At 62.4% G+C, this 26312-nt stretch carries 26 protein-coding genes; 8 read left to right on the top strand and 18 right to left on the bottom strand.

What is annotated here, in order from left to right:
* The first annotated feature begins 4 nt into the window (after positions 1-4).
* From DEM27_RS05205 to ureG, 5 genes are read left to right on the top strand one after another with little or no spacing between them, the layout of a single operon-like run.
* On the top strand, positions 5-658 hold the full coding sequence (locus DEM27_RS05205; RefSeq protein ID WP_109457683.1) for a DsbA family protein: 654 nt from the start codon (positions 5-7) through the stop codon (positions 656-658).
* Between the two features lie 6 nt (positions 659-664).
* Complete coding sequence (ureC, locus tag DEM27_RS05200) at positions 665-2377, top strand: urease subunit alpha (protein WP_109457147.1); 1713 nt, start codon at positions 665-667, stop codon at positions 2375-2377.
* Between the two features lie 9 nt (positions 2378-2386).
* Positions 2387-2863, top strand: coding sequence for an urease accessory protein UreE (gene ureE, locus DEM27_RS05195; protein ID WP_109457146.1), 477 nt, complete (start codon positions 2387-2389; stop codon positions 2861-2863).
* Between the two features lie 6 nt (positions 2864-2869).
* A complete protein-coding gene (locus DEM27_RS05190) occupies positions 2870-3541 on the top strand; it encodes an urease accessory protein UreF (RefSeq protein WP_109457145.1) in 672 nt (223 codons plus the stop codon).
* 52 nt (positions 3542-3593) lie between these two features.
* Positions 3594-4205, top strand: coding sequence for an urease accessory protein UreG (gene ureG / locus DEM27_RS05185; RefSeq protein ID WP_109457144.1), 612 nt, complete (start codon positions 3594-3596; stop codon positions 4203-4205).
* An 18-nt stretch (positions 4206-4223) separates the two neighbouring features.
* Here ureG and DEM27_RS05180 read toward each other — a convergent pair whose 3' ends face one another.
* From DEM27_RS05180 to DEM27_RS05145, 8 genes are all read right to left on the bottom strand, one after another.
* Positions 4224-4907, bottom strand: a complete 684-nt coding sequence (locus DEM27_RS05180; protein ID WP_420028804.1) for a Crp/Fnr family transcriptional regulator — start codon at positions 4905-4907, stop codon at positions 4224-4226.
* A 144-nt stretch (positions 4908-5051) separates the two neighbouring features.
* Positions 5052-8384, bottom strand: a complete 3333-nt coding sequence (locus DEM27_RS05175) for an efflux RND transporter permease subunit (RefSeq protein ID WP_109457142.1) — start codon at positions 8382-8384, stop codon at positions 5052-5054.
* 15 nt (positions 8385-8399) lie between these two features.
* Positions 8400-9599: an efflux RND transporter periplasmic adaptor subunit gene (locus DEM27_RS05170; RefSeq protein WP_109457141.1), complete on the bottom strand. Its 1200-nt coding sequence runs from the start codon at positions 9597-9599 to the stop codon at positions 8400-8402.
* A gap of 378 nt (positions 9600-9977) precedes the next feature.
* On the bottom strand, positions 9978-10967 hold the full coding sequence (locus DEM27_RS05165) for an ABC transporter substrate-binding protein (protein WP_109457140.1): 990 nt from the start codon (positions 10965-10967) through the stop codon (positions 9978-9980).
* A gap of 19 nt (positions 10968-10986) precedes the next feature.
* Entirely contained in the window at positions 10987-11853 is an 867-nt protein-coding gene (locus tag DEM27_RS05160; RefSeq protein ID WP_109457139.1) for an ABC transporter permease, read from the bottom strand.
* Complete coding sequence (locus tag DEM27_RS05155) at positions 11850-12734, bottom strand: ABC transporter permease (RefSeq protein WP_109457138.1); 885 nt, start codon at positions 12732-12734, stop codon at positions 11850-11852. Before DEM27_RS05155 ends, DEM27_RS05160 begins: the two co-directional genes overlap by 4 nt.
* Before the next feature lie 2 nt (positions 12735-12736).
* Positions 12737-13072, bottom strand: coding sequence for a hypothetical protein (locus DEM27_RS05150; protein ID WP_109457137.1), 336 nt, complete (start codon positions 13070-13072; stop codon positions 12737-12739).
* 42 nt (positions 13073-13114) lie between these two features.
* Positions 13115-13906 carry an ABC transporter ATP-binding protein gene (locus tag DEM27_RS05145; RefSeq protein ID WP_109457136.1) on the bottom strand — a complete coding sequence of 264 codons (792 nt, stop codon included), beginning with the start codon at positions 13904-13906 and terminating at the stop codon, positions 13115-13117.
* A gap of 68 nt (positions 13907-13974) precedes the next feature.
* Between DEM27_RS05145 and DEM27_RS05140 the strand changes: the two genes are divergently transcribed.
* Positions 13975-14388, top strand: coding sequence for a cupin domain-containing protein (locus tag DEM27_RS05140; protein WP_109457135.1), 414 nt, complete (start codon positions 13975-13977; stop codon positions 14386-14388).
* 5 nt (positions 14389-14393) lie between these two features.
* Here DEM27_RS05140 and DEM27_RS05135 read toward each other — a convergent pair whose 3' ends face one another.
* From DEM27_RS05135 to DEM27_RS05110, 6 genes are all read right to left on the bottom strand, one after another.
* A complete protein-coding gene (locus DEM27_RS05135; protein ID WP_109457134.1) occupies positions 14394-14774 on the bottom strand; it encodes a hypothetical protein in 381 nt (126 codons plus the stop codon).
* The gene (hydA, locus tag DEM27_RS05130) at positions 14771-16228 is read right to left on the bottom strand and encodes a dihydropyrimidinase (RefSeq protein WP_109457133.1); all 1458 of its coding nucleotides are present in this window, start codon (positions 16226-16228) and stop codon (positions 14771-14773) included. The genes DEM27_RS05135 and hydA overlap by 4 nt, the downstream gene beginning before the upstream one ends.
* Before the next feature lie 10 nt (positions 16229-16238).
* Positions 16239-16574 (bottom strand): hypothetical protein, encoded by a 336-nt coding sequence (locus tag DEM27_RS05125; RefSeq protein ID WP_109457132.1) that lies wholly within the window; start codon positions 16572-16574, stop codon positions 16239-16241.
* A 45-nt stretch (positions 16575-16619) separates the two neighbouring features.
* Complete coding sequence (locus DEM27_RS05120; RefSeq protein WP_109457131.1) at positions 16620-16826, bottom strand: hypothetical protein; 207 nt, start codon at positions 16824-16826, stop codon at positions 16620-16622.
* A 71-nt stretch (positions 16827-16897) separates the two neighbouring features.
* Positions 16898-17659: a class II aldolase/adducin family protein gene (locus tag DEM27_RS05115; RefSeq protein ID WP_109457130.1), complete on the bottom strand. Its 762-nt coding sequence runs from the start codon at positions 17657-17659 to the stop codon at positions 16898-16900.
* A 4-nt stretch (positions 17660-17663) separates the two neighbouring features.
* On the bottom strand, positions 17664-18917 hold the full coding sequence (locus DEM27_RS05110; protein WP_109457129.1) for a Zn-dependent hydrolase: 1254 nt from the start codon (positions 18915-18917) through the stop codon (positions 17664-17666).
* A 275-nt stretch (positions 18918-19192) separates the two neighbouring features.
* On the opposite strand from DEM27_RS05110, the gene rutR reads away from it, so the two are divergent.
* Positions 19193-19876 (top strand): HTH-type transcriptional regulator RutR, encoded by a 684-nt coding sequence (rutR, locus tag DEM27_RS05105; protein WP_109457128.1) that lies wholly within the window; start codon positions 19193-19195, stop codon positions 19874-19876.
* Between the two features lie 88 nt (positions 19877-19964).
* Here rutR and DEM27_RS05100 read toward each other — a convergent pair whose 3' ends face one another.
* Positions 19965-21005 (bottom strand): glutamine synthetase beta-grasp domain-containing protein, encoded by a 1041-nt coding sequence (locus tag DEM27_RS05100; protein ID WP_109457127.1) that lies wholly within the window; start codon positions 21003-21005, stop codon positions 19965-19967.
* A 462-nt stretch (positions 21006-21467) separates the two neighbouring features.
* Between DEM27_RS05100 and DEM27_RS05095 the strand changes: the two genes are divergently transcribed.
* Positions 21468-21671: a DUF2735 domain-containing protein gene (locus tag DEM27_RS05095; RefSeq protein WP_109457126.1), complete on the top strand. Its 204-nt coding sequence runs from the start codon at positions 21468-21470 to the stop codon at positions 21669-21671.
* 291 nt (positions 21672-21962) lie between these two features.
* On the opposite strand, the gene preA is transcribed toward DEM27_RS05095, so the two are convergent.
* The 3 genes from preA to DEM27_RS05080 all read right to left on the bottom strand — a co-directional run bounded on the left by preA (position 21963) and on the right by DEM27_RS05080 (position 26188).
* Entirely contained in the window at positions 21963-23276 is a 1314-nt protein-coding gene (gene preA / locus DEM27_RS05090) for an NAD-dependent dihydropyrimidine dehydrogenase subunit PreA (protein WP_109457125.1), read from the bottom strand.
* A 15-nt stretch (positions 23277-23291) separates the two neighbouring features.
* Entirely contained in the window at positions 23292-24653 is a 1362-nt protein-coding gene (locus tag DEM27_RS05085) for an NAD(P)-dependent oxidoreductase (protein ID WP_109457124.1), read from the bottom strand.
* A gap of 533 nt (positions 24654-25186) precedes the next feature.
* The gene (locus DEM27_RS05080) at positions 25187-26188 is read right to left on the bottom strand and encodes a sensor histidine kinase (RefSeq protein ID WP_205908878.1); all 1002 of its coding nucleotides are present in this window, start codon (positions 26186-26188) and stop codon (positions 25187-25189) included.
* Positions 26189-26312: the final 124 nt, after the last annotated feature.

Here is a 26312-nt window from a genome sequence, read left to right as displayed (position 1 = left end):
GATCATGATCGTCGGCAATGGCGAGGTGCCGGATGGCGCGGCGGACCTGATCAACGCCGCCGATCTCGTCATCCGTTTCAACGATTGCCGCTCGGTCGGCGCCGGCGGTAGCCGCACCGATATCGTCGCGGTCTGCAATACCGGGCGGCCGGGAAAGGGCATGTTGTCCTCGGCGCTCTGGACGATGAATCCGGCAGTGATCGCCGCCCGCGCCATCTGGTGCGTGCGCGATCCGCAGAAATTCCGCGACATGCGCGGAGCGCTTGCCGTCAGCCATCCGGAACTCGACGATTTCTGCGACGATTACACCGGGGGTTTTGCGGCTTTTGCCGCCGAGACCGGCAAAGACCATTTTACGATCGGCCGGGACGTTCACGAGGCGCTGGATGTTGCGCTCGCAGCCTACGATCCGGCGTCCTATGTGGTGCCGTCGAGCGGGATGGTGGCGATTGCCCATGTGCTGGCGGCGGAAGAATTCCGCGACGGCGATATCTGCCTTGCCGGTTTCGGTCACCAAGGATGGGAGTGGCATCCTTTTGCCGCCGAGCGCCGCTTCGTGGACGACCACGTCGCCCGGGGCCGGCTCAGCCGCATCGACAGCCTGTTCGCCACCGCAGAACGCCCGCTTTTGCACTGCACTTCCGAAGTCACGAGGTAAAATACCATGCCTTACAAGATGTCCCGCGCCGCCTATGCCAACATGTTCGGACCGACGACCGGCGACAAGGTGCGGCTTGCCGATACCGAACTCTTCGTCGAGGTCGAGAAGGATTACACCGCTTATGGCGACGAGGTGAAGTTTGGCGGCGGCAAGGTCATCCGCGACGGCATGGGACAGAGCCAGGTGACGCGCGCCGACGGCGCGGTCGATACCGTCATCACCAATGCGCTGATCATCGACCACTGGGGCATCGTCAAGGCGGATATCGGCCTCAAGGACGGCCGCATCGTCGCCATCGGCAAGGCCGGCAATCCCGATACCCAGCCGGGCGTCACCATCATCGTCGGCCCGGGCACCGAGGCGATTGCCGGCGAGGGCAAGATCGTCACCGCCGGCGGCATGGACAGCCATATCCACTTCATCTGCCCGCAGCAGATCGAGGAGGCGTTGATGAGCGGGCTGACCACCATGCTCGGCGGCGGCACCGGCCCGGCGCACGGCACGCTGGCGACCACCTGCACCCCCGGCCCCTGGCACATCGCTCGGATGATCGAGGCGGCCGATGCTTTCCCGATGAACCTTGCCTTCGCCGGCAAGGGCAATGCCTCGCTGCCCGGCGCGCTGGAGGAGATGGTGCTGGCCGGCGCCACCTCGCTGAAGCTGCACGAGGACTGGGGCACGACGCCGGCGGCCATCGACTGCTGCCTCTCCGTCGCCGACGAATACGACGTGCAGGTGATGATCCACACCGACACGCTGAACGAAAGCGGTTTCGTCGAGGATTCGATCGGCGCCATCAAGGGCCGCACCATCCACGCCTTCCACACGGAAGGGGCGGGCGGCGGCCATGCGCCCGACATCATCAAGATCTGCGGCCAGCCGAACGTCATCCCGTCCTCGACCAATCCGACGCGGCCCTACACGGTCAACACGCTGGCCGAACATCTCGATATGCTGATGGTCTGCCACCACCTGTCACCGTCGATCCCGGAAGATATTGCCTTCGCCGAAAGCCGCATCCGCAAGGAAACCATCGCGGCGGAAGACATCCTGCACGATATCGGCGCCTTCTCGATCATCTCCTCCGATAGCCAGGCCATGGGCCGCGTCGGTGAGGTGGCGATCCGCACCTGGCAGACCGCCGACAAGATGAAGCGCCAGCGCGGCGCGCTCAAGGAAGAGACCGGCGACAACGACAATGTCCGCGTCAAGCGTTACATCGCCAAGTATACGATCAATCCGGCCATCGCCCATGGCCTCAGCCGCGAGATTGGTTCGGTCGAGATCGGCAAGCGGGCCGACCTCGTCATCTGGAACCCGGCCTTCTTCGGCGTCAAGCCGGACATGGTGCTGCTCGGCGGCTCGATCGCCGCCGCGCCGATGGGCGATCCGAACGCCTCGATCCCGACGCCGCAGCCGGTGCATTACCGGCCGATGTTCGCCTCCTTCGGCAAGAGCCTGACGAATTCCTCCGTCACCTTCGTCTCGCAGGCGGCGCTGGATGCCGGCCTTGCCCACCAGCTCGGTGTTGCCAAGCGGCTTGTCGCCGTGAAGAATACCCGCGGCGGCATCGGCAAGGCGTCGATGATCCACAACAGCCTGACGCCGCATGTCGAGGTCGATCCGGAGACCTACGAGGTGCGGGCGGACGGCGAATTGCTGACCTGCGAGCCGGCGACCGTGCTGCCGATGGCACAACGCTATTTCCTGTTCTGAGAGAGTTTCATGCAACGCGTCACATCCTATATTCCCGCCGGCGAACCTTCCGATCCGCCGGTCGGCATCGTCGTCCTGCCGCATGACCTGCGTCATCTGCGCCGCAAGCTGCTGCATCTCGAAGACGGCGAGATGGTCATGCTCGATCTCAAGGAGCCGGTGTTGTTTACGCATGGCGACCGGCTGCGGCTGGAAAACGGTGACACTATCGAGATCCAGGCGGCAAACGAAAAGCTCTTCGCCATCGCGGCGCGCGACCGGCTGCATCTGATCGAGCTCGCCTGGCATCTCGGCAACCGGCACCTCTCGGCGCAGATCGAGGAGGAGCGCATCCTGATCCTGCGCGACCACGTCATCCGCTCGATGCTGGAAGGCTTAGGAGCGGTTGTCCGCGAGGTGGAGGAACCGTTCCAGCCGGCCCGCGGCGCCTATCATGCGCATGGCGGCCACGCGCACCACGACCATCATCACCATCACCACGATTGAGCCTGGATGGATGACGGACGCGACATGCAGGCGATGCTTCGCCTGCTGACCTGGCTTTCCCCGGCCTTCCCGGTCGGCGCCTTCGCTTATTCCGGCGGTCTGGAACGCGCCGTGCACGACGGCTGGGTCACGGATGGCGAAACCTTGCGGCAATGGATCGCCATGCTGCTCGAACGCGGTTCGGCCTGGAACGATGCCGTGCTGTTTGCCGAAAGCCATCGTTCGGTCGATGATGCCGAAGGGCTTGTTGCCGTTGCCGAACTGGCCTCGGCGCTTTCCGGCTCGCGCGAGCGGCACATGGAAACCATGCTGCTCGGCGAGGCGTTTCTGGCGGCGGCGCGCGCCTGGCCGCATCCGGTGCTGGAACGGCTCGGGCCTTCGGCGGCCTATCCCGTCGCGGTCGGCGCCGTGATGGGCGCCCACGCCATCAGGCTCGACGAGGCGCTGGCGGCATTCCAGCATGCGCTTGCCTCGCAACTGGTTTCGGCGGCGATCCGGCTTGGGACCTGTGGCCAGCGGGATGGCGTGGCCGTGCTGGCGACGCTGGAGCCGGTGATTGCCGGGACGGCCGGGCGCGCGGCGCTGTCCAGTCTCGATGATCTCGGTTCCGCAACCATCGGCGCCGATATCGCTTCTTTGCGGCATGAGGTGCAGACGACGCGCCTCTTCCGCTCGTAACATAGGGATTGCGTTTCCCGCAGGCGCGGGAAGGCGCACAAGGATGGATAGGATGAAATCGCAAAACGGACCCTTGAGAGTGGGCATCGGCGGGCCGGTCGGCTCGGGCAAGACGGCGCTGACGGAAAAGCTCTGCAAGGCGATGCGCGAGGAGTTTTCCGTCGCCGTCGTCACCAATGACATCTACACCAAGGAAGATGCCGAGGCGCTGGTGCGCATGCAGGCGCTGACCTCGGATCGGATCGTCGGCGTCGAGACGGGCGGCTGCCCCCACACAGCGATCCGCGAGGATGCCTCAATCAACCTGCAGGCCATCGCCGACCTCAACAGCCGTTTCCCCGATCTCGACGTGGTGTTCATCGAATCCGGCGGCGACAATCTGGCGGCGACATTTTCGCCCGATCTGGCCGATCTGACGATCTACGTGATTTCCGTCTGTCAGGGTGAAGAAATTCCGCGCAAGGGCGGACCGGGCATCACCAAGTCGGACCTCCTGATCATCAACAAGAAGGATCTCGCCCCGCATGTCGGCGTCGATATCGAGGTGATGAATGGCGATGCGGATCGCATGCGTGCCTCGAAACCCTTCGTGTTCACCGACATGAAGCGCGGCGAGGGTGTCGATCGTATCGTGACCTTCCTGAAGGAGCACGGCGGGCTCTGACCCGCGCTCCCGCCTGTGTCAGATCTGCCGCAGCGCGCCGACGTCGTTGATGAGGATCAGCCGCCCGCGCACCGTGACGCCGGCCCGCTTGAGCGACGAGAAAGCGCGCGACAGGGCTTCCGGCGCCAGGCCCAGCTTGCCGGCCAGCAGGCTCTTCTGGAAAGGCAGTCGGATCGAGGCAGAGGTACTGTTCTGCGGGCAACTGGTCAGGAGGTAGTGAGCCAGCCGCTGCGGTGCGGTCTGCAGCCGGTCGTTGGCGACACAATCCATGATGTTGACGAGGTGGGCGGCCATCGACTGCATGATGAAGCGGGCGATGTCGCGATCCTCGTCGGCCAGCTTGCGCAGCTTCGACAGTTCGAAACGGGCCACAGTGACGGTTTCCGCCGCCTGGATGTGATAGCGGTAAGCCGGGCCGAGATAGAGCAGGCATTCGCCGAATGTTTCTCCGGGGCCGCAGATGCGGATATCGGCCTCGCGCCCGTCGCGGCTCAGCCGGAACAGCCGCACGTAACCGGTCAGCACGCAGTAGAAATATTCGGCGGGATCGCCTTCGCGGGCGAGGATGTCGCGGGCCTCGAAATGAACGACGGTGGCGATTTCCGTCATGTGCTGCAGGGCCGGTTTGCCGAGCGCTGCCATCAACGGCGTTCCCGCAAGAATGTTTTTCTCGCGGCTGTTCATCTTCAATCGTTTGTTCATCTCGTCCATGGCTCCCCTCGATCGCAGCGCGGCGAGAATAGGCGAGGAGCGAGCGGCCAGAGTTGATTTCGATCAACTGCGGCAAAGAACAACGCCGGGCTTGTGGCCCGGCGTCTCTTGTTTCAGCGGTCTTGTTCTTGAGTTTTACTCGGCGGCGAGCGGCGGCAGGCGCACGACATTGCTCGGCGTATTGTCCTGCTCGGCCTTTTCCGCCTCGCGCGTCTGCTTCTCCAGTGCGGTCAGCCGGTCTTCGATCGTTGCCAGCGACTGCTGGTTTTCGTTGGCGATCTCGGTCAGTTCTTCGGTCGACATCGGCAGTTGTTCCTCGTCCTTCTTGCCGACCAGGCGGCCGAACAGCCAGCCGAGCAGGCGCGACAGGTCGTCCATGATCAGGAAGAAGGAAGGCACCACCAGGAGCGACAGCACCGTCGAGACGATGATGCCACCGATCACCGCGATCGCCATCGGCGCGCGGAAGGTGCCGCCTTCACCGACGCCGAGTGCCGAAGGCAGCATGCCGGCCGACATGGCGATCGAGGTCATGATGATCGGGCGGGCGCGCTTGCGGCCGGCTTCGACCATGGCCTGCACCCGCTCCATGCCGTGGCGGCGCATTTCGATGGCGAAATCGACAAGCAGGATGGCGTTCTTCGTAACGATGCCCATCAGCATCAGGATACCGATCAGCACCGGCATCGACAGCGGATTGTTGGTGACCAGCAGGCCGACCGCGACGCCGCCGATGGCGAGCGGCAGCGAGAACAGGATGGTGAACGGCTGGATCACATCCTTGAACAGCAGGATCAGCACCGTCAGCACCAGCATCAGGCCCATCAACATGGCGTTGACGAAGCTCTGCTGCATTTCCTGCTGCACCTTGGTGTCGCCGCTTTCGGCCAGCTGCACCGTCGGCGGCAGGTTGGCTTGCTTGACGATTTCGCGGAAGCGCGCCGAGGCGGAATCGAGTGCCACGCCCGGCAACAGGTCGGAGCCGATGGCCACGACGCGGTTGCGGTTGTTGCGCTTGATCGAGCTTGCGCCTTCCGAATAGTCGACGTCGGCGACGCTCGACAGCGGCACGAGGGCGCCGCTGGCCGTCTGGATCTTCAGCGCCCGGATGGCCGCGAGGTCACGACGCAGGTCGAGCGAGGTCTGCACCCGGATCGGGATCTGCCGGTCGTCGAGCGAGATTTTCGCCAGCGCCGCATCGACATCGCCGATGGTGGCGACACGTACGGTCTCGGAGATCTGCTGCGGCGTGATGCCGAGACGGGCGGCCTGGTCCATGCGCGGCCGGATCTGCAGTTCCGGGCGGGGCAGGGCGCCTTCGGCGCTGACGTTGGCGAGCAGCGGTTCGGCACGCAGCTTGGCTTCGAGCACGCCGACGGCCTCGTTCAGGTCCTTCTCGTTCTTGGAGAGGAAGTTGAACGACAGGTCGCGTTCGCCGCGATCGTTGAGCTTGAGGATGCGCACGTCGGGAATGTCGCGCACCCTGGCGAAGACTTCCTTTTCGATATCCCATTGCGGCCGCTCGCGGCCATGGGCCTCGACCTTCGGCAGCATCGGCCCGAGGACCGGGATCTTGCCGAGGATGTCGTTGACGATCTTCTTGGTCAGCGAATGGTCGAGCTTGTCCAGCGACAGCGTCACCGTCGCACGGCGCAGTTCCAGGTCGCCCTTCGGCGAGGCGCCGCCGAGCACGAAGACGCTTTCGACGCCGTCGAGATCCTTCACCTGGTTGTAGATGGCGTCGGTCGTCGCCTCGGTGTCTTCCAGCGTGGCGTTCGGCGGCAGTTCGACGGAAAGCACGATACGCGAGGCGTCTTCCGGCGGCAGGAAGCTGCCCGGAACCTGTGACAGCAGCGCCAGCGAACCGACGAGGAAGCCGATGGCGGCGATCAGCGTCGCATAACGCATGTACCAGCGGCTCGTCGTGCCGCGCACCAGCCACGTGTAGCCCTTGAGGAAGGCGCTGTCATTGTCGTGGTGGTCGTCCATCGCGTCTTCGGCGCGCATCAGATAGGCGGCCATCATCGGCGTGATGAGGCGCGCCACCATCAGCGAGAAGAACACCGAGAAGGCGACCGTCAGGCCGAACTGGATGAAGTACTGGCCCGGAATGCCCGGCATGAACGATACCGGCACGAAGACGGCGATGATCGTGAAGGTGGTGGCGATCACCGCCAGGCCGATCTCGTCCGCCGCCTCGATCGCGGCGCGATAGGGCGTCTTGCCCATCTTGATGTGGCGGGCGATGTTTTCGATCTCGACGATGGCATCGTCGACGAGAATACCCGTCGCCAGTGTCAGCGCCAGGAAGCTGACGAGGTTCAGCGAGAACCCCATGAGATCCATGATATAGAAGGTCGGGATCGCCGACAGCGGCAGGGCGACCGCCGAGATCAGCGTCGCCCGCCAGTTGCGCAGGAACAGGAAGACGACAGCGATAGCGAGCAGCGAGCCCTCGATCAGCGTGTGCATCGCGGCTTCGTAGTTGCCGTAGGTGAAGTAGACCGAGTCGTTGATCAACTCGATCGAGACGTTCGGGTTTGCGGCACGCAGCTTGTCGAGGCTTTCGGCCACGGTTTCGGCGACGCTCACCTCGCTGGCGCCCTTCGAGCGGAAGACGCCGAAGGTCACGACGGGCGTGTCGTTGTAGCGCGAGAAGGATTTCGGCTCCTCGTAGGTGTCCTTGATCGTGCCGAGATCGGAAAGCTTGACGAAACGGCCGTTCGGCAGCGCGATGGTGGTGTCGGCAAGCTCGGCGACATTGCGCTTGTCGCCAAGCACGCGGATCGCCTGTTCGGCGCCGGCCACCTGCCCGCGGCCCGAGCCGAGGTCGATATTGGTGCCGCGCAGCTGCTGGTTGACGCTGACGGCGGTGATGCCGTAGGCGTTCAGCTTATCGCCGTTGAGTTCGATGCGCACTTCCCGCTCGGCGCCGCCGTAGCGGTCGATCCGGCCGATGCCGGCCTGCCCCTGCAGGGCCCGCTTGACGGTGTCGTCGACGAACCACGACAGTTCTTCGAGTGTCATGTCGGGCGAGGAGACGGCAAAGGTCTGGATCGCCTGACCTTCGACGTCGATCTTGGTGACGATCGGCTCCTCGACGGTGGCCGGCAGGTTGCTGCGGATGCGGTCGATGGCATCCTTGGTATCCTGCACCGCCTGCTCGGTCGGGATTTCCATGCGGAACATCACGACGGTCTGCGACTGGCCGTCGGTGACCGTCGACTGGATCTCGTCGATGCCGGTGATCGAGGCGACCGCGTCTTCGATCTCCTTGGTCACCTGCATTTCGAGTTCGGCCGGCGAGGCGCCGCTCTGCGTCACTGTGACGGCGACCAGCGGAACGTCGATGTTCGGGAAACGGGTGATCGGCAGGGCGTAGAACGACTGCAGGCCGACGACCAGCAACAGGCCGAAGGCAAGCAGCGGTGCAATCGGATTGCGGATTGACCAGGCGGAAAAGTTCATGAGATCAATCCCTCATCAATTCGTTTGCGTCTGCGGGGTGCGGACCGGATTGATACGGTCGCCGTCGCGGACATAAGCACCGGCCTTGGCGACGACTTCATCGCCTTCCTTCAGGCCTTCGACGATCTGGATGAAGGCGCCGTCCTGGATGCCGGAGCGCACCTTGACCAATTTGACGACATCGTTTTCCACCTTGCGGGCGGTGGTTTCACCGTCGCCGCCGGTCAGCAGCGCCGTCAGCGGCAGGGCGATGCCATCAGCCGTTTCGACGATGATCGTGGCGCTGCCATACATGCCGGCGCGGGCCTTCTCGCTGTCGTCGAGGGCGATATGCACGGAACCGAGGCGCGATACGGCATCGATGGCGGGCGAAACCAGGCGAACGCTGCCGTTCAGGGTTTCGCGGCTGCCGGCAAGCGCGATGGTCGCCTTCTGGCCGACCTTGATCTTGAGGATCTCGCCTTCCGAGACGTCGGCGATCAGTTCCAATGCGCCGTCCTGGATCAGCGTGAACAGCGGCTGGCCGCCACCCATCATCGCGATGGCGCCGATCTTGGCGTCACGCGCCGAGATCACGCCGGCGACGGGCGCCTTGACGCTGGTGCGGGCAAGCCTGAGATCGATATCGGCGATCTGGGCATCCACCACCTTGATATCGGCCTCGGCGACCGCGATTGACTGCTCGGCGGATCGTGTGCGGGCTTCCGCAACGGTGGCCGCTGCGGTCAGCTGTTCGACCTGCGAGGTCGACATGGTTCCGGTCTTGCCCAGCCGCACGGCGCGGTCGCGCTGGCGGATGGCGTCGTCGGCATTGGCGCGGGCTTCGGCGATCTGCGCCTGCATCTGCGCCACGGAGGCTTCGGCCTTGGCCTTGGTGGCCTCCATCTGGCTCTTCTGCAACAGCAGCGCGTCGTCGTTGAGCACGGCGAGCACGCTGTCGGCCTCGACACGGTCGCCGACATCGGCGTTGAGGGCACGGATCGACAGGCCGTCCACCTGCGGCTGGACATAGACGTCGTTGACGGCGCGGATGGTGCCGGTGGCGACCACCTTGTCCACCAGCGTCCGCGTCGCCACCGGCGTCACGACGATGGCCGGAAACGTCTGGGTCGCTGCGGCTTCCGCCGGTTTATCCTCGGCGAAAACCGGTGGCGTGCCCGCGGCGATGAAAAGCAAGGCGAGAGCGGCGACTGTCTGACGAGAACTGCGAACCATACGAACGTTTCCAAAATCTTCGATGCATGTGCGCCGAGTTCGCGGGTTTGTTCAACGCGAAATGGCCTTGCAATGGATGAAGCAGTAAAGGTTCCGTCGCAGCATGTCCGATCCCCTGATCGCACACACGCCTGCACATCCTCAACGCGCAATCCCTAGGCCTAAGTGGTGACGGTCGCGGCCGCTGACAAGCATAGGGTCGAAAATACTGCCTTGGGTGAGCCTTGTAATTCGTTGCGGCGCACAAATCAACGCCGATTCATTGATGCCGGCATCACGATTTTCGATGTCACGCCAAATAAGCTATTGAAATATAAAGGCGCGTGAAGAATTTTCCCACGCGCCCCGTTAAGCATATCGCCAAGATGTGTTGCGGTTTTATTTCAGGGCGGCGTCGGTGATCTCGTGGGTCCAGGCGCCGGTCGGCTCCTTGGTGATGACCGGGTCGGAACCGCCGCCGAGCAGCGTCTTCACGGTGCGCTGGTAGTCGGCCTCGTCGAGGGCGCCGTTCGAGCCGGCGGTCAGCTTGGCGACTTCACCCATCATGCGCTTCTGGTGCTTTTCGGTCTGCGCGCCGCTGGCGTCGTTTTCGAGCACGATGTCGGCTGCCTCGTCCGGGTTCTCCTCGGCATATTTCCAGCCCTTCATCGAAGCGCGGACGAACTTGACCATCTTTTCCTTGAATGCGGCATCCTTGAGCTTGTCTTCGAGAACGTAGAGGCCGTCTTCCAGCGTCGCCACGCCTTCGTCCTCATACTTGAAGGTCACGAGGTCTTCCGGCTTGATGCCGGCATCGATGACCTGCCAGTATTCGTTGTAGGTCATGGTGGAGATACAGGCCGCCTGTTTCTGCAAGAGCGGATCGACGTTGAAGCCCTGCTTCAGCACAGTCACGCCATCGGCGCCGCCTTCGGTCGGGATCTTCAGATGCGCCATCCAGGAGAGGAACGGATATTCGTTGCCGAAGAACCAGACGCCGAGCGTCTTGCCCTTGAAGTCGTCCGGCTTGGTGACGCCGGTTTCCTTGAGGCATGTCAGCATCATGCCCGAAGACTTGAAGGGCTGGGCAATGTTGACGAGCGGTACGCCCTTTTCACGGGTGGCGAGCGCCGAGGGCATCCAGTCGACGATCACGTCGGCGCCGCCGCCGACCAGCACCTGCGGCGGTGCGATGTCCGGGCCGCCCGGCTTGATTTCGACGTCGAGGCCTTCCTCCTCGTAAAAACCCTTGTCCTTGGCGACGTAGTAGCCGCCGAACTGGGCCTGGGTGACCCACTTCAGTTGCAGGACCACCTTGTCGGCGGCCATCGCCTGGGCCGCCATCAGCGACATGGCGCTTGCCAGGAGCAGCGATGCTATTCTTTTCATTGTTCTGTTCCCTCTTTTGTTACGCCTGTCCACCACGGACAGACGGATGCCAGAAGGTGACGGCACGCTCGGCGAGCGCCACCACTCCGTAGAATGCCGAACCGGCGACTGCGGCGACCGCAATCTCGGCCCAGACCATATCGACATTGCTCCGCCCCACTTCCGTGGAGATGCGGAAACCCATGCCGACAATGGGCGTCCCGAAGAATTCGGCCACGATGGCGCCGATCAGGGCCAGCGTGGAATTGATCTTCAAGGCATTGAAGATGAACGGCCCGGCGGCCGGCAGGCGCAGCTTCGTCAGCGTCTGCCACCAGCTTGCGGCATAGGTGCGCATCAGGTCGCGCTCCATGGCGCTGGTCGAGGCCAGCCCCTGCACCGTGTTCACCAGCATCGGGAAAAAGGTCATGATGACGACGACGGCGACCTTCGACTGCCAGTCGAAGCCGAACCACATCACCATGATCGGCGCGACGCCGACGATCGGCAGGGCCGAGACGAAATTGCCGATCGGCAGCAGGCCTTTCTGCAGGAAAGGCGAGCGGTCGATGGCGATCGCCACCAGGAAACCGAGGCCGCAGCCGAAGAGATAGCCGGTGATGACCGATTTCAGGAAGGTCTGCTGGAAGTCGGCCCAGAGCGTCGGCACGGAATGGATCAGCCGCGCCCAGATCATCGACGGTGCCGGCAGCAGGATGGAGGGAATGTTGAAGCCGCGCACCACCCCTTCCCAGAGGACCAAGATGGTCACGCCGAACAGGACGGGCACGGCGATGCGGGCGGCACGATTGGCCGCGAAACTTCTGAATTTTTGCCGCACCAGCCATTCGTTGAATGCCCAGGCAAGGATCCAGAACAGGATGGCGCCGATCAGGTAACCCATCATGGCCGGACCCCCATGCGCTTGAGGACAGAGGCATGGGCGATGCCGACGATGGTGACGAGCACCGCGGCCAATCCCGCCGCCATGAACAGGGCGGCCCAGATCTGCACCGTCTGGCCGTAATAGGAGCCGGAGAGCAGGCGGGCGCCGAGCCCGGCCACGGCACCGGTCGGCAATTCGCCGACGATGGCGCCGACCAGCGAGATGGCGATCGCCACCTTCAGGGAGGTGAAGAGATAGGGCATGGAGGCCGGCCAGCGCAGCTTCCAGAAGGTCTGGGCGCTGCTGGCATTATAGGTGTGCATCAGGTCGAGATAGATCTGCTCGGGGCTGCGCAGGCCCTTCACCATGCCGACGACGATCGGGAAGAAGGACAGATAGGTCGAGATCAGGGCCTTGGGCAGCAGGCCTGAGATACCGATGGAATTCAGAACGACGATGATCATCGGTGCGACGGCGAGGATCGGGATCGTCTGGCTGGCAATGACCCAGGGCATCAGCGAGCGATCCATCGCCTTGTTGTGGACGATGCCGATGGCGAGCAGGATGCCGAGCACGGTGCCGATGGCAAACCCCAGAAGCGTTGCCGACAGCGTGATCCAGGTATGGTAGACGAGACTGCGTTTCGAGGTGATCGCCTTGTCGATCGTCGTGTCCCAGAGTTCGACGACGATCTGTTGCGGCGCCGGCAGAACCGGCCGCTCCTGCACGAAGGTTCTCGGCAGGATCTCCATGAAGGTGATCGGCGTTCCGGCGCGCGCCGCCTGGTCGCGCTCGAAGGGCGCGTTCAGCACGACGACGAAGACGTGCCAGATCGCCAGGATGGCGAGGATGACGGTGATGATGGGCAGGACGCGGTCCTTGAAGAAGCCTGGCTGCTCCATGCTCATGCCTTTCCTGGACCGGGGAAGAGCATGAGTGCCATGGCGACCGCGCCAACCGCCACGCCGATCAACTGCGTCGTCGACAGCCGCTCGCCGAAGACCACCATGGCGATGACGTTGATCAGCAGCAGCTGGGCGATGGCGGAAATCGACACCGCCATGGCCAACCCGCCCTCGCGCATCAGCTTCAGCATCACCAGGTTGCCGGCGCAATAGAGGCCGAGCGAGAACAGCAGCATGGGAATGCTGTTGCTGCCGATATAGGCGCGCGAGGCCGTGGCGGCGGCGAGGAAAGTGCCAAGGGCAACGGCGAGCCAGAGGAGAAACGAAGGGTTCATCGGCGGCGGTCCTGCATCGGCATGGGGTGGAAGGCGGTGGACCTATTCGTCATAGCTGTGCCCCGCGCGCAGGCCTTCGCGCACCCGATGCGCGATTGCCAGGAATTCCGGCGTCTCGCGGATGCCGAGCGGCCGTTCGGCCGGCAGGGTGGATTCGATGATGTCGGTCACCCGGCCGGGCCGCGGCGACATGACGACGATCTTGGTGGAGAGATAGACGGCTTCCGGGATCGAATGGGTGACAAAGCAGATCGTCTTGTTGGTGCGCGCCCAGAGTTTCAGAAGCTGTTCGTTGAGATGGTCGCGGACGATTTCGTCCAGGGCGCCGAAGGGTTCGTCCATCAAGAGCAGGTCGGCGTCGAAGGCGAGCGCCCGGGCGATCGAGGCGCGCTGCTGCATGCCGCCGGACAATTGCCAGGGAAACTTCTTGCCGAAGCCGGTGAGATTGACGAGATCGAGGGTGCGTTCGATGCGCTTCTTCTTCTCGTCGGCGGAGAAACCCATGATCTCCAGCGGCAGCGCGATGTTCTTCTCGATGGTTCGCCACGGGTATAATGCCGCCGCCTGGAAGACATACCCATAGGCGCGCGCCTTGCGTGCCTCTTCCGGCGACATGCCGTTGACGGAGATGCTGCCCGAGGTCGGCTGCTCCAGATCGGCGATGACGCGCAGGAAGGTGGTCTTGCCGCAGCCCGAGGGGCCGATGAACGAGACGAAATCGCCCTTGCGCACGTCGAGATCGACGCCCGTCAGGGCGTTGACCGGCCCGTCGTTGGTTTGGAACGTCAGGCCAAGTCCTGTGGCGCGAACGACGGTTTCATTGGATATTGGCATGGTCACCCGATATGGTCTTTTGCAATGCGCCGTACGCGCCGAGGAACTGCTCTAGAGGAGAGAATAGCATGTCATCCCCCTCGCTTGCCGAATGCAAGCTGATCCGCCCGGCCGTCCCCTATGACGGCAAGCAGGGTTTTTCGTATCTGGAGGGCATCTCGGCCGGGACGGCCGGATCGAAGGGAATCGCGATGATGCTTCTGACAGTGCCGCCGGGCGGTCGCGCCAAGGCGCATATGCACGAGTCCCACGAAACGGCGATCTTCGTGCTCTCGGGCGAGGTGGAGACCTTCTACGGCCATAACCTCGAACACCGGATCATCACCAAGGCTGGCGACATGTTCTACATCCCGCCGGGCATGCCGCATTTGCCGGTCAACCGCTCGAAGACAGAGTCCTGCAGCGCCGTCATCGCCCGCACCGATCCCAATGAACAGGAGAGCGTCGTGCTGCTGCCGGACCTGGAAACGCTGGCGGACTGAGGCGGTCATTTGCATTTCTTCAATGGCCCCCAGCTTGCACCATCGGGCAGATCGATCTTGTAGCCGTCCTTGCCGACCTTGCCGATCTTGACCTTCAGGTCGGTGCTGTCATCGCTGCCTTCTTCCTGGCAGGTGACCGTGGCATCGAATCCGTCGGCAGTCTTGCTGTCGATCGTCTTGAATTCACAATAGGAGGCGGCCGTGGTGATCGCTTCCTTGTCCAGCAGGAAGAAATTGTCCGAGCCGTTCGTCTCGCCGGTATTGGCGTAGAGGCAGCCGTCCTTGTTGCCGTAGCTGGCATCCAGCGGCGCCTCGGCGGCAAAGGCTACCGCCGGCGACAGGGCGAACAGCATGGCTGCCGCCAGGAAAAACCGGGCGGCGCTCATACGCCGCTCGCCGGAATGCCGCTGCGCTCCACCTTGCGCGGCGCGGTCAGTTCCTTCCAGGTCGACAGCGCCGTGTTGACGGCGGTGAAGGGCTCGCGCCTGACGAATTCGCCATGCCCCTCGCGGGTCCTGACGCTGTCCTCCTCGATGGCGACGACGCCGCGGGTGAGCGTGAAGCGCGGCAGGCCGGTCACCTGCTTGCCCTCGAAGACGTTGTAATCGATTGCCGACTGCTGCGTCCTGGCGGAGATGGTCTTCGACCGCTTTGGGTCCCACACGACGATATCGGCATCGGCGCCGACGAGGATCGCACCCTTGCGCGGATAGATGTTGAGGATCTTGGCGATGTTGGTGGAGGTCGCCGCCACGAATTCGTTCATGGTGATGCGGCCGGTGTTGACCCCGTAGCTCCACAGCATCGGCATGCGGTCTTCCAGGCCGCCGGTGCCGTTGGGGATCTTGCGGAAATCGCCGACGCCATAGCGCTTCTGTTCGCTGGTGAAGGCGCAGTGGTCGGTGGCGACCACCTGCAGCGAGCCGGCGGACAGGCCGGCCCAAAGCGAATCCTGGTGGCGCTTGTTGCGGAAGGGCGGCGACATCACCCGGCGGGCGGCATGGTCCCAGTCCTTGTCGAAATATTCGCTCTCGTCCAGCGTCAGGTGCTGGATCAGCGGCTCGCCATAGACACGCATGCCGTTCTGCCGGGCGCGGCGGATGGCTTCGTGCGACTGTTCGCAGGAGGTGTGCACGACATAAAGCGGCACGCCGGCCATGTCGGCGATGATGATGGCACGGTTGGTGGCTTCGCCCTCGACTTCAGGCGGGCGGGAATAGGCATGCGCCTCCGGGCCGTTGTTGCCGTCATCCATCAGCTTCTGCTGCATGGCCGCGACGACGTCGCCGTTTTCGGCATGCACCATCGGCAGGGCGCCGAGTTCGGCGCAGCGCTGGAAGGAGGCGAACATCTCGTCGTCGTTCACCATCAGCGCGCCTTTGTAGGCCATGAAGTGCTTGAAGGTGTTGATGCCCTTTTCCTGGACGATCGCCTGCATCTCGTTGAACACCTGCTCGCCCCACCAGGTGATCGCCATGTGGAAGGAATAGTCGCAAGTTGCCCGCGTCGACTTGTTGTCCCACATGGTCAGCGCTTCCAGCAGCGACTGGCCGGGGGCGGGCAGGGCGAAATCGACGACCATGGTGGTGCCGCCGGACAGGGCGGCGCGCGTGCCGCTCTCGAAATCGTCGGAGGAATAGGTGCCCATGAACGGCATTTCGAGATGGGTGTGCGGATCGATGCCGCCGGGCATGACATAACAGCCGGACGCATCCAGCACATCGCCGCCGGCGAGGTCCTGGCCGATCTCGACGATCCTGCCGCCCTCGATCTTGACGTCCGCCTTGTAGGTCAGGTCGGCGGTGACGATGGTGCCGCCCTTGATGATTGTGCTGCTCATGCGATGCTCCCTATTCTTTCAAAGGGTCTTGCGGCCCTTCGTTTTTGTGGTGGCGCTTGTTGTGAATAGTGGGCGCTGTAAAATGTACGGGAACCTCGAAGCTCATTCGACTGACAGTCTCGCGCGCGACCGAGCCCTTTATGTCACCGAAAGAAAGAACCGATATCCCGCCACCGCCCTCCGCGTTTACGGTGACAGCAACCTCGAATTTTACCTGCTGGGCGCCGTCCTGTCTGATTTGATTGACGTAACCAGGCGCAATATAGAGAAGGGCCTGCTCCTGTGCGTCAGCAACGCCTTCAGTGATGTCGAGCAAAGATTGCTTCACAAACTCATCCAACTTCATGAGCGAACTCCTGAAGGGCGCGTTGAAACAGATGACAGGGGCGCCTTAAACCTCGACCAGGTCAAGCCTTCGTTCGACGCGTTCGAGCCGTTCGTCGATGCGGTCGGCGCGACGCGATATGCTTGCATATTGCTGTTCGAGAAAGCCGAGCCGTTCCTTGGTCTCAAGGTGATATTGCGTGTGCAGGGCAAGGGTCTCCTGCATACGCTTGAGCGTTTCGTAGATAAGCTCGTTCGTGACCTTGTCGGACATGGCCTCACCTTTTCAAACTCGCAATATAGAGAATCCTCTCTCACTCCACAATCTCCGCCCACCGGACCCCATCAATCCGCATAACTCGGATCCTCGCGGTCGAGAATGCGTTTCATCTCGTCGAAATGGGCAAAGCTGGCGCCCTTGTAGGCGTCCCATTCGGCGGCGGTCTGTTCGGCGATCTCGTCGGACATCACCGAAAGCGGCTGGCCGGTGGAATAGGCGAGCACCATCGTCTGCGCCGCACGCTCCAGATAATAGATGGTGTCGAAGGCTTCCGCGACCGTCGGTGCGACGACCGTCACGCCGTGGTTGCCCATCATCACGGTAGAATGGTTGCCGATCGTCGCCGCAATGCGTTCGCCCTCCGATTCCTCGGTGGCGATGCCGCCGAAGGAGAGGTCGATCGCCATGCGATTGTAAAACCGCGCCGTGTTCTGGTCGATCGGCTTGATAGACGGGTCCTTGAGGCCGGCCAGCGCCGTTGCATAGGGCGGATGCAGGTGCAGCGCGACGCGGGCATGCGGCACATGGCGATGAATGGCCGAATGGATCGACCAGGCGGACGGATCGGGCGCATCCGGCCGGTTCATCGTCTGCTTGTCCTCGGCATCCAGCAGCAGCAGGTCGCTGGCCCTGATCAGGCCGAAGTGCCGCCACCGCGGGTTGACGAGAAATTGCCTGCCATCGGCCGAAACCGCGGCACTGAAATGGTTGGCGACGGCCTCGTGCCAGCCGGCACGGGCAGCGAGGCGGAAAGCGGCGGCGAGATCGATCCTGAGCTGCCTTTCGTCCGTCGCGTCTGATGCGGTGATCGGTGCGGCGACGTTCATGGCTTCACTCCACGATTTCAGCGGTTTCCAGGACGGCATGGAACAGCACGTCGGCACCGGCCGCCGCCCATTCCTTCGAAATCTCTTCAGCTTCGTTGTGCGACAGGCCGCCGACGCAGGGGCAGAAGATCATCGTTGCCGGCGCCACCTTGGCAGCCCAGCAGGCATCGTGACCGGCACCGGAGATGACGTTCATATGGCTGTAGCCGAGCCGTTCGGCAGCATCGCGCACCGAAGCCACCAGCTCCGGGTCGAAGGTGATGGGGTCGAAATGGCCGACGGCTTCCACCGCACAGCCGACGCCGAGCGCCTCGCAGATCTTCGGCGCCTCCGCTTCGATTTTCGCCCGCATGCGGTCGAGTTTTTCCTGGTCGGGAGAGCGGATGTCGACGGTGAAGACCACCTTGCCCGGCAGGACGTTGCGGGAATTGGGCGAGAAGAACACCTGGCCGACGCCGCCGACGGCGCCCGGCTGTTCCGACATCGCCACGTCCTGGACCATTTCCAGAATGCGCGACATGGCAAGCCCGGCATTGACACGCATCGCCATCGGCGTCGAGCCGGTATGGGCCTCGCGGCCGGTCAGCGTGAACTCCAGCCACCACAGGCCCTGGCAATGGGTGACGACGCCGATCTGCTTCTCTTCGGCTTCGAGGATCGGTCCCTGCTCGATGTGATATTCGAAATAGGCGTGCATCTTGCGGGCGCCGACCTCTTCGTCGCCCAGCCAGCCGATGCGCTTCAGTTCGTCGCCGTAGGTCTTGCCCTCGGGGTCCTTGCGGCCATAGGCGTAATCGAGATCGTGGACGCCGGCGAAGACGCCGGAGGCGAGCATGGCGGGGGCGAAACGGGCGCCTTCCTCGTTGGCCCAGTTGGTGACGACGATCGGGTGTTTGGTCCTGATGCCGAGGTCGTTCATGGTGCGCACCACTTCCAGTGCGCCGAGCACGCCGAGAACGCCGTCATATTTGCCGCCGGTCGGCTGGGTGTCGAGATGGCTGCCGACATAGACGGGCAGGGCGTCCGGATCGGTGCCGGGGCGGGTGGCGAACATGGTGCCCATCTTGTCGACGCCCATGCTCAGGCCGGCCGCGTCGCACCAGGACTTGAAGAGATCGCGGCCTTGCTTGTCCGCGTCCGTCAGGGTCTGGCGATTGTTTCCGCCGGCGATGCCGGGGCCGATCTTCGCCATGTCCATGAGACTGTCCCACAGGCGGTCGCCATTGATGCGCAAGTTCTCGCCAGGTGCTGCCACCATCTTCCATCCTCACCAGTTCGCCGGCTGTTCCATCCGGTTATTCATCCCGCCGCGGTCTTATTGTTCTTCCGTCGGCGGGATATCGTTATTGCCTTTGTTCGGCATCTGTTGATAATTTGACCGATTGGTAAATTACAACTTCTCAGGCGGCACTCAAGACGGAAAAGTCGAAAAATAACGACAAAATAAAAGTCACTTGCCCAAAAGTAAGTCAATGGCGGGCAAAGAGTAAACTTGAGAAAAAGAGTTGAATTATAACGGGAATCGGAAACGCGATGGCGATACCCAGGGCCGCGAAGACACAGCGCCGGACGCGCATTCAGGAAGAGAAGGGCGAGCAGATTCTGGAGGCGGCCCTGGAGGTGTTTTCCCAGCATGGTTTTCGCGGCACAACCATCGATCAGATCGCCGAAGTGGCCGGCATGTCGAAGCCGAACCTGCTCTATTATTTCCGCACCAAGGAGGCGATGCACCGCGCCCTGATCGACCGGGTTCTGGATACATGGCTCGATCCGCTCAGGGCTTTCGACGCCGAGGGCAACCCCGAAACCGAGATCCGCAGCTACATCCGGCGCAAGCTGGAAATGGCCCGCGATTTTCCGCGCGAGAGCCGGCTTTTCGCCAACGAGGTGCTGCAGGGCGCCCCGCATATCGAGGACGAGCTGAAGGGGCCGCTGAAGACCTTGGTGGATGAAAAGGCGGAGGTCATCCGCGCCTGGACGCGCGCCGGCAAGATCGCCAAATGTGACCCCTACCACCTGATCTTTTCGATCTGGTCGACGACGCAGCATTACGCCGACTTCGACGTGCAGGTGCGCGCCGTGCTGGGGCAGAACCTGTCGGGCGACGGCCGCTTCGAGGATGCGGCGCGGTTTCTGGAGCAGCTTTTCGTCGACGGGCTGATGCCGCGGCATCGTGAGCCGGCGACCGAAGGGGACGAGGCCGTTTCGGGCAGATGAGCGGATGGCGCTCAGCGCCCCTTGATCCCGCCGGACATACAAATGGCGCCGGTTTTGCCGGCGCCATTGTTGTCAGTGCAGGTCGAAATCAGGCTGCTGCAGAAGCGCTGCCCGGGATCGCAACTTCCGAGATCGTCTTCAGGACCTGGGAGGCGATCTGGTAGGGGTCGCCCTGCGAGTTCGGACGGCGATCTTCGAGATAGCCCTTGTAGTCGTTCTTGACGAAGGAGTGCGGAACGCGGATCGAGGCGCCACGGTCGGCAACGCCGTAGGAGAACTTGTTCCACGGAGCCGTTTCGTGCTTGCCGGTCAGGCGCAGGTGGTTGTCCGGGCCGTAGACGTCGATATGGGCCTGCAGGTTCTTGTCGAACTGCGCCATCAGCGCTTCGAAATAGGCCTTGCCGCCGACTTCGCGCATGTACTTGGTGGAGAAGTTGCAGTGCATGCCCGAGCCGTTCCAGTCGGTATCGCCGAGCGGCTTGCAATGGAATTCGATGTCGACGCCATACTTTTCCGTCAGGCGGAGCAGCAGGTAGCGTGCCATCCAGACCTCGTCGGCAGCCCGCTTGGAGCCCTTGCCGAACACCTGGAATTCCCACTGGCCCTTGGCCACTTCGGCGTTGATGCCTTCGTGGTTGATGCCGGCAGCGAGGCAGAGATCGAGGTGTTCCTCGACGATTTCGCGCGCGACGTCGCCGACGTTCTTGTAGCCGACGCCGGTGTAGTACGGACCCTGCGGAGCCGGGTAACCCTGGTCCGGGAAGCCGAGCGGGCGGCCGTTCTGGTAGAAGAAATATTCCTGTTCGAAGCCGAACCATGCGCCTTCGTCATCGAGGATGGTGGCGCGGGCGTTCGACGGATGCGGCGTGACGCCATCGGGCATCATGACTTCGCACATGACGAGAACGCCATTGGTGCGGGCCGGATCGGGATACAGCGCAACGGGCTTCAACACGCAGTCGGACGAGCGGCCTTCGGCCTGCATGGTCGAAGAGCCGTCGAAGCCCCAGAGCGGAAGCTGTTCGAGCGTCGGGAAATCGGCGAATTCCTTGATCTGCGTCTTGCCACGCAGGTTCGGAGTGGGGGTGTACCCGTCGAGCCAGATGTACTCGAGCTTATATTTTGTCATTTGCGAGTCTCTCATACGTGAAGGTGTGAGCAAATCCTCAAGTGAGCCAGATCGCTGAAAGCGAGGTCGACCAACACCGGACAGCATTACTGACGCATTTTGCGTGCCAGTTTGCCGATGGGGCGAAGAATCGTCAAAGATTCACAAAGTCGATGTCGTTCTTATCCTTATGCGACACGATTTCTGTAAATTAGAACTTTCTTTTATTTATATTTTTTGGAGAAATCGAAGGATTTTGAGCAGGAAAACGCAAAACGGATTCATTTTCGCGGAAAAATCGAGAGAAAAATCGGAAATTTCAGCCAAAATTTGAAAAAAAGACGAATTTTTTGAAGTGAGGATAGAAATATCCAGGCGGAAGCCGTATATTGATAAAAAAGAGAGCAGTATGATTAAAATATAGGCAAATATAGATCGCTGCATTGATTTCGTTTTTGGCAGCGGTTTTGGAAAGGCGAACAGATGGACACGGGTCTTCATCAGCAGACTGCCAAAATCTACCAGTTCCCGCTGCGCGGTCGCCGGCGTTTCGACGATGTGCGCGCGGCCCTCATGAGCGATCTGGAAAAGTTCGAGACGGCGCCCGCTGTCGTCGATACCTGCTGGTATCACGACGAAGCCGTGCGCGACGCCGGCCAGGATACATCCGACGGCGCCAAGCGCTAAGGCCTATCGTTTTTCCGGTTCGCCGGAAGGAGGGGTAGCTCACGCTTTCCTCTCCCGCATCGTTTTGAGATGCCTCTCCATGGGAGAGCCACTGCGGCTGGGTGATGCCGTATTCCATTTTCCTGTTCGGAGCGCGGCCGTCGGTCTTGCCTGATTGGCGCCTGGTGCCGCGTCTCGGCCTGTGCCGGGACAAAAAACGCCGGGACAAAAAAACGGGATGCCGGAGCATCCCGTCGAGGACTGGAGGAGGACTATGTGCGACGCGGCGGGAGCGCCAGTCGCCTTGTTTTGTTATTCCGCTGCCTGACGCGCCATCGGATTGTTGGGATGCGTCGTCCAGTTGGCATAGTTCGGATCGACGACCTTGCCGGTGCGCTGGTCGAGCGTGCCGGGATCGAGACCGACCATGGTGATGCAGTTCTCGACCGGGCAGACGTTGACGCAGAGATTGCAGCCGACGCATTCGTCTTCCATCACCTCGAAATGCCTGACGCCATTCACGAACTGGGTGATCGCCTGGTGAGAAGTGTCCTCGCAGGCGATGTGGCAGCGACCGCACTTGATGCAGGCATCCTGGTCGATGTGCGCCTTGGCGATGTAGTTGAGGTTGAGGTACTGCCAGTCGGTGACGTTCGGCACGGCGCGGCCGGTGATGTCGTCGAGATTGCGGTGGCCCTTGGCGTCCATCCAGTCGGACAGGCCGGAGATCATTTCCTGGACGATCTTGAAGCCGTAGGTCATCGCCGCGGTGCAGACCTGGACGTTGCCGGCACCGAGCACCAGGAATTCCGCCGCGTCGCGCCAGGTGGTGATGCCGCCGATGCCGGAGATCGGCAGGCCGTGGGTTTCCGGATCGCGGGCGATCTCGGCCACCATGTTGAGCGCGATCGGCTTGACCGCTGGGCCGCAATAACCGCCATGCGTGCCCTTGCCGCCGACCGTCGGGTTCGGTGCGAAATTGTCGAGGTCGACGGAGACGATCGAGTTGATGGTGTTGATCAGCGATACGGCGTCGGTGCCGCCGGCCTTGGCGGCACGGGCCGGCTTGCGGATATCGGTGATGTTCGGCGTCAGCTTGGTGATGACAGGCATGCGGGTGTATTGCTTGCACCAGCGCACCACCATCTCGATATATTCCGGCACCTGGCCGACCGCAGCGCCCATGCCGCGTTCGGACATGCCGTGCGGACAGCCGAAATTAAGCTCGATGCCATCGGCGCCGGTCTCTTCCACCAGCGGCAGGATCGCCTTCCAGCTTTCTTCTTCGCAAGGCACCATGATCGAGGCGATCAGCGCCCGGTCCGGCCAGTTCATCTTCACCTGCTTCATTTCGCGCAGGTTGGTGTAGAGGTCGCGGTCGGTGATCAGCTCGATGTTGTTGAGGCCGAGCAGCCGGCGGTCGGCGCCCCAGATGGCGCCGTAGCGCGGACCGTTGACGTTGACGACCGGCGGGCCTTCCTCGCCGAGCGTCTTCCAGACGACGCCGCCCCAGCCGGCCTTGAAGGCGCGCTCGACGTTGTAGGCCTTGTCCGTCGGCGGCGCCGAGGCCAGCCAGAACGGGTTGGGGGATTTGATGCCGACGAAATTGTTTCTGAGATCAGCCATGGTTCATTCTCCCCTTCAAGCGACGGCAACGGCCGGCTGCGCGGCAGCGGCGAGCAGGCGATGGATCGATTCCGCCGCGTCGCGGCCCTGGGCGACGGCGGAAACCGTCAGGTCCTCGCCGCCGAGCACACAGTCGCCGCCGGCCCAGACATTGTGCGCCGAAGTGCGGCCTTCGGCATCGATGACGATGCGGCCGTTTTCCATGGCCAGGGCGCCAAGGCCTGAGGCCTCGAAGCTCTGGCCGATGGCCTTGAGGATCTGGTCGGCGGCAATGACGCCGGTTTCGCCGGTGCCGACAAGCTTGCCATCGGCGATCTCGGTATATTCGACCTCGATGCCGGCGACATGGCCGTCCTTGGCGATGATCTTCTTCGGTGCCAGCCAGTGGCGGATGATGACACCCTTGGAGCTTGCGAGATCCTGCTCGAATTCCGAGGCGTTCATATGTTCCTTGCCGCGGCGGTAGCAGATCGTCACTTCTTCGGCGCCGAGCAGCTTTGCCTGGACGGCGGCGTCGATGGCGGTCATGCCGCCGCCGAGAACGACGACGCGACGGCCGATGGCGATGTCAGCCTTGTCTTTCGCCTGGCGCAGGCCGGCGATGAAATCGACGGCGTCGCCGACGCCGTCAAGGGTTTCGCCTTCGGTGCGCAGCGCGTTGACGCCGGCAAGGCCGATGCCGAGGAACACGGCGTCGTATTTGGCCGCGAGATCGCCGAGATTGAAGTCGCGGCCAAGTTTCTGGCCATGCCTGACCTCAATGCCGCCGATCGACAGCACGTAGTCGACCTCGCGCTGGGCGAAATTATCGACCGACTTGTAGGTGGCGATGCCGTATTCGTTGAGGCCGCCGGATTTTTCGCGACCGTCGAAAATCACCACCGAGTGGCCTTTCACCGCCAGGCGGTGGGCGGCGGCGAGACCTGCCGGGCCGGCGCCGATGACGGCGATCGTCTTGCCGGTCGGCACGGCGCGCTGGTAGAACTGCTTGTTCTTTTCCATGGCGATGTCGGTGGCATAACGCTGCAGCCGGCCGATCTCGACCGGGCGATGTTCGGCGGTGTTGCGCACGCAGGCCTGCTCGCAGAGGGTTTCGGTGGGACAGACGCGGGCGCACATGCCGCCGAGAATGTTCTGGTCGAAGATCGTGTGGGCCGCACCCAGCGCATTGCTGGTCGAAATCTGCCGGATGAACAGCGGAATGTCGATCGAGGTGGGACAGGCCGTCATGCACGGCGCATCGTAGCAGAAATAGCAGCGGTCGGAGGCAACCAGGGCCTCATGATCGTCAAGGCGCGGATGGAGATCGGAGAAATTCTTGTCATACTCGGCCGGCGACAGGCGGCCAGCTTGTATCCCAGTTTCCAGTCGTCCCATTGAAGTTCCCTCTTTTAGTAAACGGCTAGTGATGAAGAGGGTATCGCAGGATATTTTATTTATCAAACGGTAAAATTTTGAGATAAGGCCGGGATCGTCTGCTGTCGGTCAAGAAAAAACGTTCGTCATTCATTCAGCTTTGTCGGGTCGATAACGCTTGTGCGTCGCATCATTCCGACTATCTCCATGATTTTTCCCATGTTCTTAAAATTATACTCAAAAATTCATGTTTTCATGGGCATGCCGGCAAATGGCGCGAGGTGCCTGCGATTTGCGGGATCGTATAGCGACGGAAAAAATGAAAAATTTCGAATTTTTTGTCGGCAGCCGGAACCTTTTCTGGCGGCGCACGTTCTTCTCGTATCCGGAGGTTATCGCATCGACCCCAATGCGCGCCCCAAAACGCTCCGGACCTCACTCACGGTTCCCCTCCCGGTGAGTGCAAAGACAGCCAGTGTTTCGCCCGAAGCGCTGGCTGTCTTTTATTATGCGTTTTTCCCGCCTCAAGACAGGAGAGCCGCCAGTTTCCGTTGTCAGAAGGCCTGGCCGATCAATTCGAATTCCGTATCGGGGATGGTCAGCCGGTATTCGATGCGGTGCGGCTCAAGCGTGAAGGCGGACCGACCGTTGACGGAAGAGGGCACGACCCTTTCCAGGACGGCGCGTCCGAAACTCTTGTCGTCGAAATCGCTGTTCTGGCGTCCGCCGGCGGTCAGCTCCGTCCACACCACCTCGATGGCGTCATGGCCTTCATAGGTGAGCTTGCGACAATCGATGCTGATCGTGGTGGAGCCGGCGGCAATGGCGCCGTGGGTGGCGGAATTGACAATGAGTTCGTGCAGCGCAAGCCCCAGATGCACGGCGGCGTTGGGTGTCAGATGCGCATTGACGCCCTGGACGCGCAGCGGGCGGGCGCGATCCGGCCAGTAGGGGGCGAACTGCTTTTCGGCAAGCTCGAACAGATAGGCGCCGCGCCAGCTGGAATCCGTCACGAGATCCTGCGAATTGGACAAGGACTGCAGCCGGCCGCGAAATTTCACGAGGAAATAATCCAGCGAAATCGTATGCCGTGCCGTCTGCATGGCAATGCCCTGGATGATCGCCAGCAGGTTTTTCGAGCGATGCGACAGTTCGCGCAACAAAGATTTCAGCACGCGTTCGCGATGGCGGCTGTCGGTGACGTCGGAGATGATCGACAGCACGCCGAGGCGTTCGCCGTCGCGGGTCTGCTGCAGCTTCAACTCGTAGATCTTGAGTCCCTCAGGCGTCTTCCACTCGATTTCGGTGGTCGTCGGCTCACCGCTCTTCAGCACGGCGGCCTTGACTGCGACCAGCCGCCGCCCGTCGTCCTCGCCGAAAAGGGCACGGTCGTCCATGCCGATGAGGCCGGCCGAAACGTCGAAATGTTCCGGCAGGTTCTCGGCGTAACGGATGGCCAGCTCGCCATCCTGATGAATAAGACCTATGCCCGCACCATAAAGGGCGCGTTCCAGGGTCACGGCCTTGCATTCGGTGGTGAATGTCGGGCCCGAAATCGATTGATTACTCACATAACAGCCTTTCCTCAGCCCCGCTTCGGCGTCAGGCGTGAAGCGGGAGCCGACAGCAGTCCGTAATCGCCGGAACGGGCAGGGCCGGCAGGCGCCGGAATTCCTCGTC

This window comes from Rhizobium album, assembly GCF_003122325.1.
Taxonomy (GTDB): Bacteria; Pseudomonadota; Alphaproteobacteria; order Rhizobiales; family Rhizobiaceae; genus Metarhizobium; species Metarhizobium album.
The sequence above is the reverse complement of the archived record's forward strand: the minus strand, read 5'-3'. Positions and strand labels throughout refer to the sequence as shown.

Coding starts and splice junctions, on each gene's coding strand:
- DEM27_RS05205 (WP_109457683.1), top strand. CDS start 5: ATGATCGTCGGCAATGGCGAGGTGCCGGATGGCGCGGCGGACCTGATC.
- ureC (WP_109457147.1), top strand. CDS start 665: ATGCCTTACAAGATGTCCCGCGCCGCCTATGCCAACATGTTCGGACCG.
- ureE (WP_109457146.1), top strand. CDS start 2,387: ATGCAACGCGTCACATCCTATATTCCCGCCGGCGAACCTTCCGATCCG.
- DEM27_RS05190 (WP_109457145.1), top strand. CDS start 2,870: ATGGATGACGGACGCGACATGCAGGCGATGCTTCGCCTGCTGACCTGG.
- ureG (WP_109457144.1), top strand. CDS start 3,594: ATGAAATCGCAAAACGGACCCTTGAGAGTGGGCATCGGCGGGCCGGTC.
- DEM27_RS05180 (WP_420028804.1), bottom strand. CDS start 4,907: ATGAACAAACGATTGAAGATGAACAGCCGCGAGAAAAACATTCTTGCG.
- DEM27_RS05175 (WP_109457142.1), bottom strand. CDS start 8,384: ATGAACTTTTCCGCCTGGTCAATCCGCAATCCGATTGCACCGCTGCTT.
- DEM27_RS05170 (WP_109457141.1), bottom strand. CDS start 9,599: ATGGTTCGCAGTTCTCGTCAGACAGTCGCCGCTCTCGCCTTGCTTTTC.
- DEM27_RS05165 (WP_109457140.1), bottom strand. CDS start 10,967: ATGAAAAGAATAGCATCGCTGCTCCTGGCAAGCGCCATGTCGCTGATG.
- DEM27_RS05160 (WP_109457139.1), bottom strand. CDS start 11,853: ATGATGGGTTACCTGATCGGCGCCATCCTGTTCTGGATCCTTGCCTGG.
- DEM27_RS05155 (WP_109457138.1), bottom strand. CDS start 12,734: ATGGAGCAGCCAGGCTTCTTCAAGGACCGCGTCCTGCCCATCATCACC.
- DEM27_RS05150 (WP_109457137.1), bottom strand. CDS start 13,072: ATGAACCCTTCGTTTCTCCTCTGGCTCGCCGTTGCCCTTGGCACTTTC.
- DEM27_RS05145 (WP_109457136.1), bottom strand. CDS start 13,906: ATGCCAATATCCAATGAAACCGTCGTTCGCGCCACAGGACTTGGCCTG.
- DEM27_RS05140 (WP_109457135.1), top strand. CDS start 13,975: ATGTCATCCCCCTCGCTTGCCGAATGCAAGCTGATCCGCCCGGCCGTC.
- DEM27_RS05135 (WP_109457134.1), bottom strand. CDS start 14,774: ATGAGCGCCGCCCGGTTTTTCCTGGCGGCAGCCATGCTGTTCGCCCTG.
- hydA (WP_109457133.1), bottom strand. CDS start 16,228: ATGAGCAGCACAATCATCAAGGGCGGCACCATCGTCACCGCCGACCTG.
- DEM27_RS05125 (WP_109457132.1), bottom strand. CDS start 16,574: ATGAAGTTGGATGAGTTTGTGAAGCAATCTTTGCTCGACATCACTGAA.
- DEM27_RS05120 (WP_109457131.1), bottom strand. CDS start 16,826: ATGTCCGACAAGGTCACGAACGAGCTTATCTACGAAACGCTCAAGCGT.
- DEM27_RS05115 (WP_109457130.1), bottom strand. CDS start 17,659: ATGAACGTCGCCGCACCGATCACCGCATCAGACGCGACGGACGAAAGG.
- DEM27_RS05110 (WP_109457129.1), bottom strand. CDS start 18,917: ATGGTGGCAGCACCTGGCGAGAACTTGCGCATCAATGGCGACCGCCTG.
- rutR (WP_109457128.1), top strand. CDS start 19,193: ATGGCGATACCCAGGGCCGCGAAGACACAGCGCCGGACGCGCATTCAG.
- DEM27_RS05100 (WP_109457127.1), bottom strand. CDS start 21,005: ATGACAAAATATAAGCTCGAGTACATCTGGCTCGACGGGTACACCCCC.
- DEM27_RS05095 (WP_109457126.1), top strand. CDS start 21,468: ATGGACACGGGTCTTCATCAGCAGACTGCCAAAATCTACCAGTTCCCG.
- preA (WP_109457125.1), bottom strand. CDS start 23,276: ATGGCTGATCTCAGAAACAATTTCGTCGGCATCAAATCCCCCAACCCG.
- DEM27_RS05085 (WP_109457124.1), bottom strand. CDS start 24,653: ATGGGACGACTGGAAACTGGGATACAAGCTGGCCGCCTGTCGCCGGCC.